Below are 14,566 nucleotides of genomic sequence, written 5' to 3' on the forward strand. Positions count from 1 at the left end.
CACAGCAACGCCGCCATCGTCGACGCCTGCTGCCAAGCCTGGAATGCCCTGACGCCAGATCGCCTCCGCTCCCTCACCAGCTATCCTTGGATTGGAAAAGTCACTTCATAAGCGCGCCGGTATCAGACCGCCGGCAGCACGGTGCCGCGGCATTCCCCGAAGCCGATGGACACGGCACCGGGGCGGTGGGCATGGGCGCGCAGGAAGACCTCGTCGCCGTCCTCCAGGAAGCGGCGGGTTTCGCCGGAGGTGAGCTGCACCAGTTCCTTGCCGCCCTTGGTGCTTTCGAGAAGGCTGCCGAAGCCTTCCTCGCCGGGGGCGGAGAGCGTGCCGGAGCCGAGCAGGTCGCCGGGCTGCAGGTTGCAGCCGTTGCTGGTGTGGTGCGTCAGCATCTGCGCCACGGTCCAGTACATGTGCTGCGCGTTGCTGCGCGATAGCGTTTGCGGCGGCAGCCCCTTCTCGCGCATCGCGGGCGTCAGGATCAGCACCTCCAGCTGCAGGTCCAGCGCGCCCTCGCGCTGGTCGGCCTCGTCGAGGAGGTAGGGCAGCGGCGCCGGGTCGCCCTCGGGTCGCGGCGGCTGCGGCACGCGGAAGGGGGCCAGGGCCTCGGGGGTGACGATCCAGGTGGACACGGTGGAGCAGAAGTTCTTGGCCAGGAAGGGGCCGAGCGGCTGGTATTCCCAGGCCTGGATGTCGCGCGCCGACCAGTCGTTGAGCAGGCTGTAGCCCGCCACCTGCGCCGGCGCCTCGGCGATGCTCACCGGCTCGCCCAGCTCGTTGCCCGGGCCGATCCAGATGCCCAGCTCCAGCTCGTAGTCGAGATTGCGGCAGGGGCCGAAATCCGGCGTCGCTTGCGTGGCCGGCTTGCGCTGCCCCTTGGGCCGATGGAAGGCCGTGCCGGAAGGCCGCACGGAAGACGCGCGGCCGTGATAGCCGATGGGCACGTATTTGTAGTTCGGCAGCAGCGGGTCGTCGGGGCGGAACACGCGGCCGACATTGGTGGCGTGGTGGATGCCCACGTAGAAATCCGTGTAGTCGCCGATCACCGTGGGCAGGTGCAGCGTGCAGCCAGCCGCGGGGTGCAGCAGCGGCGCCACCTGCGCCTGATGCGGCGAGCCTTCTGCCAGCAGGGCGGAAAGCTGCGTGCGCAGGGCACGGCGCGGCCCGGCGCCCAGGGCCAGCAGGGCGTTCAGCGCCGGGGCACCGGCGGCCTCAGCGGCGCGGGCGGCCTCGCCCCCGAACAGGCCGGCGCGGCCGGCGGCGGCGAGGTCCAGGATCTCGTTGCCGATGGCGACACCGCCGCGCGGGGTGCCGCCTGGGGGGCTGAACACGCCCAGGGGCAGGTTCTGGATCGGGAACTCCGCGTGACCTTGGGCGGAGGCGACCCAGCTCCTGAGGTCCGGGCTATGGGTCGCGTCGAGGTCTGGCATGGGGCTCGGTTCCGCTCGGGGAATGGGGAGCGCGGGTGCGCGCTCGGGTCGGTGGGAATGGGCGCGCGGCAGTCCCCAGGGAGGCGGGAGAGTGCCGGTGCCGCTGGATGGGCGCCAGCGCGCCTTCGGGGATGCTGCGGCCCGCCCCGGCTGGCAACGGCGCAGGACGAGCGGCGCTGCCGGCCCGCCGGATGGGCGCAGCGCCGCCGGCCGGGGAAGAACCGGCGCGGGTCGGCGCCGGCCGGTTCAGGGCTTGGTCGGGTCGAAATGTCTGGCGAGGCTGGCACCGTAGCTGCCGTATTCCGCCTGGAACTGCGGCGCTTCCGCGGCGAAGCGCGTGACGCGCTGCGGGAAGCGGGTTTCGAACATGAAGGCCAGCGTGCCTTCCAGCTTGTGCGGCTTGAGCTCGGCGTTGCTGGCGCCCTCGAAGGCGCGTTCGTCCGGCCCGTGCGGCAGCATGCCGTTGTGCAGGGAAAAGCCGCCGGGGACGAAGCCGCCGCCGGTCTTGGCGTCGTAGACGCCGTAGATCAGGCCCATGAACTCGCTCATGACGTTCATGTGGTACCAGGGCGGGCGGAAGGTGTTTTCCGCCACCAGCCAGCGGTCGGGAAAGATCACGAAGTCGATATTGGCCGTGCCCGGCGTTTCCGAGGGCGCGGTCAGCACGGTGAAGATCGACGGGTCGGCGTGGTCGAACAGCACCGGCCCCACCGGCGAGAAGCGGCGCAGGTCGTATTTGTAGGGCGCGTAGTTGCCGTGCCAGGCCACCACGTCCAGCGGCGAATGCGCCAGTTCCGTGCGCCACAGCGTGCCGCCCCACTTCACGGTCATGGTGGAAGGGGCGTCGCGATCCTCATAGGCGGCGACGGGCGTCATGAAGTCGCGCGGGTTGGCCAGGCAGTTGGCGCCGATCGGGCCGCGTTCGGGCAAGGTGAAGGCGCCGCCGTAGTTCTCGCACAGGTAGCCGCGGGCCGGTGCCTCGCCGTGCAGCTCCACGCGCAGCTTCACGCCGCGCGGGATCACGGCGATCTCGCCGGGCTCGATGTCGATGATGCCGAACTCGGTCCACAGGCGCAGCGCACCCTGCTGCGGCACGAACAGCATCTCGCCGTCGGCATTGTAGAAATACTCGTCCCGCATGGAACGGGTGACGAGATAGATGTGCGAGCCCATGCCCGCCTGCGCGCCGGCATCGCCGGCGGTGGTGACGGTGCGGATGCCTTCGAGGAAACTCACGGGCGCCTCGGGCAGCGGGATCGGGTCCCAGCGCAGGGGCGCCAGCGGCAGCTCCACCTCGGCGCAGGGCGCGGTGCGCCACAGCCCGGCGTCCACTTTCGCGAAGCGACCCCAATGCGCCACGGTCGGGCGGATGCGATAGAGCCAGGAGCGCTCATTCGTTGCGCGCGGCGCGGTGAAGGGCGAACCGCTCAGCTGCTCGGCATAGAGGCCGTAAGGGCAGCGCTGCGGCGAGTTGCGGCCTACCGGCAGGGCGCCGGGCAGGGCTTCCGTCTCGAAGCCGTTGCCGAAGCCCGTCATGTAGGCGGGGCCTGTTGCCGCCGTGCCGGAAAGAACGGGATCGGGCCGGACGGAAACATTCATGGCGCATCCTTCCAAAGGGCTGCCGGGCGCTTGGCATCGCGCGGCACGGCGCCTTACTATATCGTCTTATATGAGATGAAAAGGAGCTTTTCCGCATGGCCGAGCCGGCGCGGGAGGTCGGGGATGCCGCAACGGCCGAAGCGCCGCTCGCGCTGGGGGAATTCCTGCCCTATCGCTTCTCCGTGGTGGCGGAAGCGATCAGCCGCCTCTTCGCCAGCCGCTACGAGCGGAGCTTCGGCCTGACCATTCCGGAATGGCGCGTGATGGCCGTGCTGGGCGAAGCCGCGCCGCGTTCCACCCAGCAGGTGATCGAGCAGACCGGCATGGACCGGGTGCGCGTCAGCCGCGCCGTGATCCGCCTGGCCGACAAGGGGCTGATCGAGCGCCGCCCGCAGCCCGGCGACAACAGGGCGCAGCTGCTGCAGCTGTCGCGGCGCGGGCAGGCCACCTATCGCCAGATCGTGCCCCTGGCCCACACGCTGCAGGCCGCCCTGGCCACCGCCCTGTCCCCGGCGGAACAACGGCAGCTGGACACCATCCTGCTCAAGCTCGGCCGCCGCGCCGCCACCCTGGCCGCGGCCGGCGAACCGGACGGCTGACAACGGCGGTCGCAGGGTGCGGCGTGGTCGGGGGCTGGTGGGGCGGTTGTGCCTGGGTGTTCGGGCCGGGGCCAGAGGGGCTCTGCCCCTCTGGACACCCCGCGAGGAGCTTAGGCTCCTCGACCTCATGAGTGCCTCCGGCGGGGGCGGGCCGGACGCCGTTGTCCCCCATGACTACCGTCAGCCATCCCGCCCCCGCCGGAGGCACTCAACGTGGGGTCCGGGGAGTTTAAACTCCCCGGCGGGGTCCAGGGGCAGCGCCCCTGGCCAGCTTTAGAACCCCCAGCACAACCGCCCCACCAGCCTTCCGACCACGCCAGCCCTGCGAGACCGCTGTTCAGCGGTGGTCGTCCGGCACGCGCACGGTCCACAGCAGCAGCAGGCCAACGCCCAGGAACAGGCCCACGGTGGCCATGCCCAGGCGCTGGCTGCCGGTGGCGGCGGTGACGGCGGCCAGGGTGGCGGGGCCGAGGAAGCCGGTGACGCGGCCGGACAGGGCGAAGAGGCCGAAATGCGCGGCCATCTCGCCGGGCGGCGCCATGCGCGCCATCAGCGTGCGCGAGGCCGCCTGGGCCGGGCCGAAGAAGATGCCCAGCAGCAGCGCCAGCCCCCAGAACACCGGCTTGGAGGTCACCACCACCAGCAGGAAGCCGATGATGAACAGCGCCGCCAGCGCCAGCATCACCGTGCGCTTGGAGCCGAGCCGGTCTTCCAGCAGGCCGAAGGCCGCGGCGCCCAGTCCGGCGGTGACGTTCAGGGCAATGCCGAAGAGCAGGATCTCCTGGAAGCCCATGCTGTGCACGCCGGCGGCGAAGATCGCGCCGAAGGCGAACAGCGTGTTCAGCCCGTCCGTGTAGAACAGCCGCGCCAGCAGGAAGCGCAGCAGCGCGGGCTGCCCCGGCAGGCGGCGCAGCACGGCCCGCAGTTCGCGCAACCCGTCGCGGGCCGCCGCACCCCAGCCCGGGCGAGGGCCGCTCGGGTCGGGCAAGGCCAGCAGCACCGGCCAGCTGAACACGACCAGCCAGATCGCCACCAGCGGCGCCACGGCCCGGTAGTGCTCGGAGGCGGCACGGTCCAGGCCCAGCGGCGAGGGGTCGGGCAGCACCAGCAGCACCAGGCACAGCGCCAGGCAGGCCAGGCCCCCGGCATAGCCCAGCCCCCAGGCCAGGCCGGACACCCGGCCGATCTTCTCCGGCGGCGCCACGTCGGGGAGCATGGCGTTGTAGAACACCGTGCCGACCTCGAAGCACACGGTGGCCAGCCCGACGCAGGCCAGCGCCCAGAGCGTCCAGGACGGGTCGGGCTTGGCGAACCAGACCAGGGCGGTGAAGACCGCGGTGGCCAGGGTGCACAGGCCCAGCAGCAGGCGCCGCCGGCCGCCGGCATCGGCCACCGCCCCCAGCACCGGCGACAGCAGCGCGATGGCGATCGCCGCGGCGGTCTGCATCAGCCCCCATTGCGCCTGCCCGGTGGCGGGATCCGGGGCGATGCCCTGGGCGAAATAGGCGGCCACCACGAAGGTCACGACAACGGTGGAAAAGGCGCTGTTCGCCCAGTCGTACAGCGCCCAGGCGAAAGCACGGCGGTCCACGCGGCGGGATCTCCTGCGGAAGCGGTCGGCGGCGGCAGGCCGGTCGGCCCCGGTGAGCGGGGCCGGACACGGCACGGCCGGAACGGTGGCCCCGACGCGATGGTGCCGCAGCAATGGCCCGCGGGCCGGCGGTCGGCAAGGGCCGGTAGGGTGGTTCGGCGTGCCGGGCGGTGCTGCGGGAGGGGGAGAAGAGGCTTCTCCCCCACCCGGACCCTCCCCCTCATCGTTTTTCGGGGTGCTGCCGCGGGCTCGGTGGTGAGGTGGGGCGCGCCGGAGGGCGTGGCCCTCCGGCGACTGCGGTTGTGCGTGGGCTGAAAGGGTGCGGTGTTCTCAGGCCCGGGGCGCCCCGCGTGGCAGCAGCCCCGGCAGCGAATGAAAAAAGATGAGGGAGGGTACGGGAGGGAGAATTCCTTCTCCCTCCCGGGCCATTCGCCCCACCGCGTCAGCCCAGCCGCGCCAGGGCGCGCAGCGCCACGGTCACGGCGGACAGGTCCGGCACGGCCGCCACCTCGCGCACGGTGCGCAGCGCTTCCGCCGCTTCGGGCGCGGCGCCGGGGTCGCGGCCGGCCAGGATCGCGCGCGCCAGCCGGGCCTGGGTCATGTCCAGCCCGTCCAGCAGGGCGGCGCGGGCGCGCGGGCCGAAGGGACCGGCCACGGGTGCGGCCCAGGTGGCGGAACGCAGCGCGTCCAGCCCCAGGCGGCGCCCGGCCTCGGCCCAGGCATGGGCGGCGGCGGCGGGCTCGGCTCCCGCCTCGGCCGCCAGGCGCAGCACACCCAGGGCCGGCATCAGCGCCGGGGCCGCCGCGACGAGGCGCCCGGCCGCCTCGGGCAGGGCGGGATCGGGCGTCGCGGCGGGGACGGCGGCCAGCAGCGCGTCCAGGCCGGGGCGCAGCTTGTTCAGCACCTCGTCCAGCGGCAGCGCCGCTTCCGGCCCGGCGAGCAGGGAGCGCGCGGCAGTTTCCTGCAGCCGGCGCAGTGCCAGCAGCGCGTCGCGGCGCTGTGGCCAGGGAGCGGCGGCCGCGTCCAGGGCGTCCGCCGCCTCCTCGATGCCGAACAGCGCGGCGGCCAGCCAGGCGGCGCGGGCCACGGCGGCGGGGTCGCCCTCGGCGGCCAGGCGCGACAGCCCGGCCGGGCCGAGCCGGTTGCACACGGCGTTGCCCAGCACCGTCGCCACCAGCTCGCGCCGCAGGCGATGGCGCTCGGCCTGGGCGGCAAAGCGCTCGCGCAGGGGGGCGGGGAAGTAGCCCAGCAGCAGCGGCAGCAGCGCCGGCTCGTCGGGCAGGCCGCTGTCCTCGATGCTGTCGGTGATCCACAGCTTGGCCACCGGCAGCAGCGCCGCGATCTCCGGCCGCGTCAGGGCTTCGCCGGTGGTGATGCGGGCGGCCATGCTCTCGGCATCCGGAAGGCCGGCCACGGCGCGGTCCAGCAGGCCCGCGGCTTCCAGCCGGGTCATCAGCGCGGCATGGCCGGGCAGCGCCTCGGCGCCGGCGGCCTGTTCCAGGCTGACGGCCAGGGACTGCTCGGCGTTGTCGCGCAGCACCTGGGTGCCGACCTCCTCCGTCATTTCCGCCAGCAGGGTGTCGCGCTGCTGCAACGTCAGCGCGCCGGACGTGATGGCGTCGGCGGTGAGGATCTTGATGTTCACCTCGTGGTCGGAGGTGCTGACGCCGGCGGAATTGTCCAGCGCGTCGGTGTTCAGCCGCGCGCCCGCCTGCGCTGCCTCGATGCGCCCGGCCTGGGTGACGGCGAGGTTGGCGCCCTCCCCCACCACCGCAGCCGCGACCTCGCGCCCGTCGATGCGCAGCGCGTCGTTGGCGCGGTCGCCGGCCTCGGCCTGGGATTCCGCGCTGCCCTTCACGTAGGTGCCGATACCGCCGAAGTAGAGCAGGTCCACGCGCAGCTTCAGGATCGCGCGCATCACCGCAACGGGGTCCGGGCGCTCCGCTTCCATGCCCAGCAGCGCGCGGGCCTCGGGACTCAGCGGGATGGTCTTGGCGTTGCGCGGAAAAATGCCGCCGCCGGCGCTGAGCTTCGTCGCGTCGTAATCCGCCCAAGAGGAGCGCGGCAGGGCGAAGAGCCGGGCGCGCTCGTCGAAGGAGGCGGCCGGGTCGGGATCAGGGTCGAGGAAGATGTGGCGGTGGTCGAAGGCGGCCACCAGCCGCGTTTGCCGCGACACCAGCAGGCCGTTGCCGAAGACGTCGCCGCTCATGTCACCGACGCCGGCGCAGGTGAAGGGCTCGGCCTGGATGTCGCGGCCCATCTCGGCGAAGTGGCGGGCGATCATCACCCAGGCGCCGCGGGCGGTGATGCCCATGGCTTTGTGGTCGTAGCCCTGCGATCCCCCCGAGGCGAAGGCGTCGCCCAGCCAGAAGCCGACCTCGGCCGAGAGCGCGTTGGCGATGTCGGAGAAGGTGGCCGTGCCCTTGTCGGCCGCCACCACGAGGTAGGGGTCGTCGCCGTCGCGCCGCACCACGCGGGCGGGCGGCACCACCTCCGTGCCGTGGAGGTTGTCGGTGACGTCCAGCATGCCTCGCACCAGGGTGCGGTAGGCGGCGATGCCGGTGTTGGTGAAAGCTTCGCGGTCGGAAGGCGGCGGCACGGCGCCCTTGAGCACGAAGCCGCCCTTGGCGCCGGTGGGCACGATCACGACGTTCTTCAGCCGCTGCGCCTTCATCAGGCCGAGAATCTCGGTGCGGAAATCCTCGCGCCGGTCGCTCCAGCGGATGCCGCCGCGCGCCACCGGGCCGGCGCGCAGGTGGCAGCCCTCCATGTGCACGGCGTGGACGAAGATTTCGCGCCAGGGGCGCGGCAGCGGCATCTCGCCGGCGCGGGCGCTGTCGATCTTCAGCACCAGCCGGTCCTGGTTCAGGAAGTAGTTGGTGCGCAGCACGGCATCCAGCAGCACGCGCAGCCGCGTCAGGATGCGGTCGGCGTCGGGGTCGGTGTTGCGGTCCAGCAGCGCGTCCCAGCGCGCGGAGAGTTCCGCCTCGCGCGCCTCGTTGCGCGGGGCGCCAGGAGTGCCGGCGGCGCCGGAAGCGTCCACGGCTCCGGGCGCGCTCGGAGCGCTGATCGCGCCCGGGGCGTCGGGATCGAAGCGGGCGGTGAACAGTTCCACCAGCAGCCGCGCGGCTTCCGGCTGCGACGCCAGGGCGCCGGCCACGGCCTCCTGGCTGAAGGCGAAGCCGACCTGCTTGAGCCAGCGGAACATCGCCCGCAGCAGCCAGCATTCCCGCCAGTCCAGCCCGGCCCGCAGCACCAGCCGGTTGAAGCCGTCCGCCTCGGCGCGGCCGGAAAGCAGCACGCCCAGCGCGTCCAGCAGGTCGGGGAAGCGCGCTTCCTCGGCATCGGCGCCGGCTTCCAGCGCGAAGACGTGCAGCACCACCGGGTCGGTGCCGGCGGGGGACAGGCGGTGCGGCAGTTCCTCCACCGCGCGCAGGTCCAGCGCCTCGAACAGCGGCAGGGCATCGGCCAGCGGCAGCGGGCCGCCGGGATTGGCCAGGCGCAGCGTCAGGCGGCGCGGCCCTTCGCCGGCGGTGCGATGCAGCCGCGCGGCGGGGCGGCCGCTGTCCAGCGCGGCCTGGGCCAGCTGCAGGTCGGCCACCGCCCAGTTCACCGGTGTCTCGTCCCGGTAGGCGGGCGGGAAGGCGTCGGCCCAGCGCGCCAGCAGCCCGGCCGCGGCCCCTTCGCCGAGGTCCTCGGCCAGCGCGTCGGCCAGGCGGTCGCCGAAAGGCCGGGCGGCCTGCACCACCGCCGCTTCCAGCGCCGCCGCGTCCACGGCCGGCACCGCGCCGGGGGTGGTGCCGATCACGTAGTGGATGCGCGCCAGCGGCCCGTCGCCGAGTGCGACGTGAAAGGCGGATTGCCGGCCGTTGAAGGCGCCGGCCAGCAGCCGGCCGACGCGCTCGCGCAGCCGGCTGTCGAAGGTGTCGCGCGGCAGCCAGACCAGGGCGGCGACGAAGCGGCCGAAGGGGTCGCGGCGCAGCGCCAGGGCCGGGCGCGGGCGCAGCTGCAGGTCCACCGCGCGGCGGGCGCCGGCCAGGATGTCGGCTTCCGCCGCACCGAACAGCTCGTCGCGCGGCCAGGTGTCGAGGATGTTGCGGAAGGCGCGCTCGTCGTGGCTGCCCGGCGCCGCCCCGGCCTGGTCCAGGATGCGCCGCACCTTGGAGGACAGCCACGGGATGGCGCGCGGGTTGCGGTTGTAGGCGTCGGCCGCGAAGAGGCCCAGGAACAGCCGCACCGCCACCACCTGCCCGTCCGCCACGATGCGCGTGGCCACCACGTCGCCATGGGCGGGGCGGTGCACGCGCACGCGCAGGTTGGCCTTGGCGATGCCCAGCGCTTCCGGCTCGGCCAGCGCGTCGCGCACGACGGCGGGCACGGCGCCCAGGTCGCGCAGCGCGTCGAACACCGGCAACGCCGGGTCGCGCAGCAGGCCGAGATCCTCGCTGGCCCGCATCGGCCCGGCCAGCTCCACCCGGCGATGGCCGAGCAGGATGAAGTTGTCCTCCGCCATCCAGCGCAGGAAGTTGCGCGCTTCCGCCCCGTCGGGCAGGTCGGCGACCTCCGCCTCGGCGGTGCGCAGGCGTTCCAGCAGGGCGGGAAAGTCCGCCACCACCTGCCGCACCTCCTCCATGGCGCGCACCAGCGCGGCTTCCACGCCCGGCCAGTCCTGCGCGGGCGGGCCGCCGGCGCCCAGCAGCCGCGCCGGGGTGGGGGCGACCTCGATGCGCATCATGCTCTCGGGCTGGCCGCCATGGCCGAAGCCCAGCAGCCGCCCGGCCGCGTCGCGCTGCGCCGGCAGGATCGGGTGCAGCAGCCGGCGCACGGAACGGCCGGTGATGGTCAGCGCCGCCATGGCGCTGTCCACCAGGAAGGGGCGGTCGTCCACCACGATCTCCACCACCGCCACGCCGCGCCCGGGGCCGGGGGGCAGCAGGCGGACCTTGGCGGCACCGGGCGCCGCGGCGGGTCCGGCGGGCGCGGTTTCAGGGGACGCGGTTCCGGCGGGTGGGCGCTCGGCGGCGAAGGCCCAGAGGGAGGCGGCCGCCTCGGCCAGGGCCTCGGGCGGCTCGGCCACCAGCTCGGGGGTGGGCAGCGCCTCGAACAGGCGGCGCAGCAGCGTGCCGGCGGCGGGTGGCAGGGCGGGGGCGAGGCGCGCCAGCGCGGCCTGGGCGCCGCGCAACACCGCCTCGCGCAAGGGATCGGCCGCCGGGACGGCCTCGGCCGTGGCGATGTCCTGCGGCATGGCCGTTCTTCCCCCTGCGTTCCGTGCGGCAGCTAATCGGGCTCCGCCGCCGGGCGCAACCTCCGCGCCGTGACGGCCCGGTGACGAAGTGCCACGCCGCGCGTTGCCCCCGGCAGCACGGAAGGAGCGGGGCATGGCAGCGGGGCGCGTGGCGCTGGTCACGGGGGCGGCGCACGGGATCGGCCTGGCCATCGCGGCGCGGCTGGCGGCGGAGGGCTGGCGCGTGGTGATCGCCGACAGGGCCGCGGCACGACCGGACTTCCCCGCGCGCTACGTGCAGGCCGACGTCTCCGACGAGGCCGCGGTGGCGGCACTGGTGTCGGGGGTGCGCGACACGGAAGGCCGGCTGGACGCGCTGGTGTGCAACGCGGGCTTCATGATCCGCAAGCCGATCCGCGAGTTGTCCCTGGCGGAATGGCAGTCCGTGCTGGGCACCAATCTCACCAGCACCTTCCTGCTGGTGCGCGCCGCCGAGGACCTGCTGCGCGCCGCGCGCGGTGCCGTGGTCACGATCGCCTCCACCCGGGCGCATCAGTCGGAGCCGGACACGGAAAGCTATTCCGCCAGCAAGGGCGGCCTCCTGGCGCTGAACCACGCGCTGGCGATCAGCCTGGGGCCGGACGTGCGGGTGAACTGCGTCTCGCCCGGCTGGATCGACGTGGCCGGCGAGGCGCTGCGCCCGGAGGACCACGCCCAGCACCCCGTCGGCCGCGTCGGCCGCCCCGACGACGTGGCCGCGCTGGTGTCCTGGCTGGTGGGCCCCGAGAGCAGCTTCGTCACGGGCAGCGAGTTCGTCACCGACGGCGGCATGACCCGCAAGATGATCTACGCGGCGTGACGGCAGCGCCCGCACGCCGCGCTGTGCGGGTCGCGGTCCGCGGTCCGGCGGGAGTGGTTGGGCCTGGGTGTTCGGCCGCGGCCAAGGGGGCTCTGCCCCCTTGGAGCCCCCGCGAGGAGCTTAGGCTCCTCGACCTCATGAGTGCCTCCGGCGGGGGCGGGACCGGACAGGGCGGTCCACCAGGACGACGTGGGCCATCCCGCCCCCGCCGGAGGCACTCAAGTGGGGTCCGGGGAGTTTAAACTCCCCGGCGGGGTCCAGGGGCAGCGCCCCTGGCCAACGCCCGAACACCACAGAACCAACCATCCGATCCGGACCAGGACGCGCCCAGCGCGGCGCACGGATGCGGCCGGTCGCGCGCGTGGTTCAGCGGGCGCGTGCCCGGGCGTTGCGGGCTTCCAGGCGGGCCACCAGGCGCACCAGGGGCCAGAGCACCACGAGGTAGATGGCGGCGACGCCGATCAGCGGCGTGGGGTTGGCGGTCAGGGCCTGGGCATCGTTGCCCTGCTTCACCAGTTCCGGCAGCGCCACCACGGAGGCCAGCGAGGTTTCCTTGAAGATGCCGACGCAGTTGCTGGTCAGCGGCGGGATCACCACGCGCATGGCCTGCGGCAGCACGACGTGGCGCATGGTGGCGCGGAAGTGCAGGCCCAGGGCGCGGGCGGCCTCGACCTGGCCCTGGGGGACGGATTCGATGCCGGCGCGGAACACCTCGGCCGAGAAGGCCGACATCACGACGCAGAGCGAGCCGGCCGCGGCGGCAAAGGAGGACAGGCGGATGCCCACGAAGGGCAGCGCGTAGTAGCTGAGGATCAGCAGCACCAGCATCGGCAGGGCGCGGAACAGGTCCACGTAGCCCACCGCCAGCCAGCGCACCGGCCGCGGCCCGTACAGGCGCAGCATCGCCACCGTCAGCCCCATGGGCACGCCGAGCAGGATCGCCACGACGGCGAGCTGCACCGTCATCGCCAGGCCCGTCAGCAGCAGCGGCAGGACGCGGAGGAAGACCTCCGCGTTGAGGAAGGTTTCGGTGAAGCTCACCCGGCGCGCGGCAGCGGCAAGGGGGTGACGGTGGAGGAGCCGGGCGCCGGCGGCTCGCCGAACCACTTCTCGTACAGGCGGGCCACGGTGCCGTCCCGCTTGAGCTCGGTGATGGCGTCGTTGATCCGCGCCGTCAGCGGCGATCCCTTGGGCAGCATGATGGCGATCTGGTTGCCGGAGGGGATGGTGGCCAGCACGCGCATGCCGCGCATGGTGCGAAAGGCGTAGAGCGAGCCGGCCTTGTCGTTCACACCGCCGTCGACGCGCCCGTTGCTGACGTCGAGAAACATCGCGGTGGCGGTGTCGTAGCTCTTGGGCGTAGCGAGGCCCAGGCGGTCGGCGTTGGCCTTGATCCAGATCTCGCCGGTGGAGCTGGCGATGGCGCCCAGCACCTTGCCGCGCAGGTCGTCCATGCCCTTCAGCGTGGAGGTCGGCCCGGCGATCAGCGCCAAGTCGGTGTCCATGTAGGGCTGGGTGAAGTCCTGGTTGCGCAGCCGGTCGGGCGTCACGGTGATGGAGGACACGGCGAGGTCGATGCGGCGCGAGGCGGTGGCGGCGAACAGCGCCTGGAAGCCCAGGTCGGTGATCTGCACGGTCATGCCCAGCTTCCCCGCCACCAGCCGCACCAGCTCGATCTCCAACCCGTCGAACTGGCCGCGCTCGTCCTTGATCTCGAAGGGCGGGTTGGACGGGTAGGAGCCGAGCTGCAGCACGGTTTGCGCCCGCAGCGGCGCGGCGAGCGCCGCGGCGGCCGCCGTTCCCAGAACTGTTCGCCGCCCGATCGCTCGCATCCCGGCATTTCCCCTTGTTCGACGGGGCGGAAACTCGGGCGAGGTCCGCGGGGCTGTCAAGCGGGCGCCCGCCGCCCCGGCCGCATGCTGCCGGGCGGCTGTCCTGACGGGGAAGGCGGGAATGGCCGGGGGAGTGAACTCCCCCGCCCCCTCCTTTTTTCGGGAGTTTCCGGGGGCGCCATCGGCCACTTGCGCCCCCGGAAACTCCCGAAAATAGATGGGGGCACCGGAGGAATACCTTCCCCCGGCTCGCTGCTTCGGAGCGCGGGGATCTGCCGACGCTATTCCGCCCGGGCGCCGCTGATGCGCACCGCTTCCTGCCACATCGGCCGCTCGGCCCGGCCGCGCGCCACGGCGTCCTCCGGCGTGGACCACAGCAGCCGCGCCCCGGCCTGCAGGAAGCGGGCGCGGGGCGCGTCCTCCGCCGCGATCTCGCGCAGGGCGGCGTTGAAGCGGTCCACCACCGCGCGCGGCACGCCCCGCGGCATCACGAAGGCGGCCCAGGAGGTGACCACGAAGTCCGGCACCCCCGCCTCCGCCATGGTGGGCACATCAGGCATGGTGGGCCAGCGCACCTCGGAGGTGACGGCCAGCGCCCGCATCCGCCCTTCGGCGATCACCGGCGCGTAGGAGGGCAGGTTGTCCAGCGCGAAGTGCACGTCGCCCGACAGCATCGCGGGGATCGTCTGCGCCGCGCCGCGGAACGGCACGTGCGTCGCCTCGATGCCCAGGCGGCTGCGGAACAGCTCGCCCGACAGGTGCGGCGAGGTGCCGACGCCCGGCGAGCCGAAGGAGATGCCGCCGGGCCGCGCCTTCGCCCAGGCGATGAACTCGGCCAGCGTACGGGCGGGGACGTGCTCGGTCGGCACCACGGCGACGTTGGGCAGGTCGTAGCTCAGCGCCACCGGCTGGATGTCGCGGTCCACCTCCCAGCTCATGCGGGCGTAAAGGAACTGGTTGATGGAGAACTGCCCCACCGTCGCCATCGCCGCCGTGTGGCCGTCCGGTGCCGCCTTGGCCAGCGCGTCCATGCCGATGTTGCCGCCCGCACCCGGCCGGTTCTCCAGCACGAAGGGCTGGCCCAGCCGGTTGCCCAGCCGCTCGCACAGGATGCGGGTCAGCACGTCGGTGGAACCGGCCGGCGGAAACGGCACGATCACCCGCACGGGCCGCTCGGGCCAGGTGCCGGCCGCGGCCGCGCCGCTGGTCTGCGCCAGGGCCGGCCGGAACAGCGGCAGGGCGGGCGGCAACAGGGCGGGCAGGCAGGCGGCGGCGGACAGCAGGGCGCGTCGGTTCGGCATGGTGTGGTCGTTTCTCCCGTTCTGCGGGGCAGCTTCGCCCGCCGTGCCGCCGCGCGCCACGGATTCCGCGGCCCCCGCGCCACGGCGGCGGGCAAACCGCACCGGCCCGGCCCGCCGCCCCCGCGCCGTAG

At 73.5% G+C, this 14,566-nt stretch carries 9 protein-coding genes; 2 read left to right on the forward strand and 7 right to left on the reverse strand.

What is annotated here, in order from left to right:
- Positions 1-122: 122 nt before the first annotated feature.
- Positions 123-1,430, reverse strand: a complete 1,308-nt coding sequence (gene fahA, locus ACLIBK_RS22470) for a fumarylacetoacetase (RefSeq protein WP_415389544.1) — start codon at positions 1,428-1,430, stop codon at positions 123-125.
- Between the two features lie 246 nt (positions 1,431-1,676).
- Positions 1,677-3,029 carry a homogentisate 1,2-dioxygenase gene (hmgA, locus tag ACLIBK_RS22475; RefSeq protein ID WP_415389545.1) on the reverse strand — a complete coding sequence of 451 codons (1,353 nt, stop codon included), beginning with the start codon at positions 3,027-3,029 and terminating at the stop codon, positions 1,677-1,679.
- Between the two features lie 95 nt (positions 3,030-3,124).
- Here hmgA and ACLIBK_RS22480 point away from each other — a divergent pair, with 95 nt between their 5' ends.
- Complete coding sequence (locus ACLIBK_RS22480) at positions 3,125-3,628, forward strand: MarR family winged helix-turn-helix transcriptional regulator (protein ID WP_415389546.1); 504 nt, start codon at positions 3,125-3,127, stop codon at positions 3,626-3,628.
- A 337-nt stretch (positions 3,629-3,965) separates the two neighbouring features.
- On the opposite strand, the gene ACLIBK_RS22485 is transcribed toward ACLIBK_RS22480, so the two are convergent.
- Both ACLIBK_RS22485 and ACLIBK_RS22490 read right to left on the reverse strand, forming a co-directional pair.
- On the reverse strand, positions 3,966-5,219 hold the full coding sequence (locus ACLIBK_RS22485) for an MFS transporter (protein ID WP_415389547.1): 1,254 nt from the start codon (positions 5,217-5,219) through the stop codon (positions 3,966-3,968).
- Positions 5,220-5,661: 442 nt separating this feature from the next.
- Positions 5,662-10,464, reverse strand: a complete 4,803-nt coding sequence (locus ACLIBK_RS22490) for an NAD-glutamate dehydrogenase (protein WP_415389548.1) — start codon at positions 10,462-10,464, stop codon at positions 5,662-5,664.
- Positions 10,465-10,597: 133 nt separating this feature from the next.
- Here ACLIBK_RS22490 and ACLIBK_RS22495 point away from each other — a divergent pair, with 133 nt between their 5' ends.
- Positions 10,598-11,302 (forward strand): SDR family oxidoreductase, encoded by a 705-nt coding sequence (locus tag ACLIBK_RS22495; protein ID WP_415389549.1) that lies wholly within the window; start codon positions 10,598-10,600, stop codon positions 11,300-11,302.
- Positions 11,303-11,668: 366 nt separating this feature from the next.
- Here ACLIBK_RS22495 and ACLIBK_RS22500 read toward each other — a convergent pair whose 3' ends face one another.
- The 3 genes from ACLIBK_RS22500 to ACLIBK_RS22510 form a co-directional block, all read right to left on the reverse strand.
- Positions 11,669-12,343: an amino acid ABC transporter permease gene (locus ACLIBK_RS22500; RefSeq protein WP_415389550.1), complete on the reverse strand. Its 675-nt coding sequence runs from the start codon at positions 12,341-12,343 to the stop codon at positions 11,669-11,671.
- Positions 12,340-13,134: an ABC transporter substrate-binding protein gene (locus ACLIBK_RS22505; protein ID WP_415389551.1), complete on the reverse strand. Its 795-nt coding sequence runs from the start codon at positions 13,132-13,134 to the stop codon at positions 12,340-12,342. Before ACLIBK_RS22505 ends, ACLIBK_RS22500 begins: the two co-directional genes overlap by 4 nt.
- Positions 13,135-13,415: 281 nt before the next feature.
- Positions 13,416-14,435 carry a Bug family tripartite tricarboxylate transporter substrate binding protein gene (locus tag ACLIBK_RS22510; RefSeq protein WP_415389552.1) on the reverse strand — a complete coding sequence of 340 codons (1,020 nt, stop codon included), beginning with the start codon at positions 14,433-14,435 and terminating at the stop codon, positions 13,416-13,418.
- Positions 14,436-14,566: the final 131 nt, after the last annotated feature.

The organism is Roseomonas sp. BN140053, assembly GCF_047690175.1.
Taxonomy (GTDB): domain Bacteria; phylum Pseudomonadota; class Alphaproteobacteria; order Acetobacterales; family Acetobacteraceae; genus Roseomonas.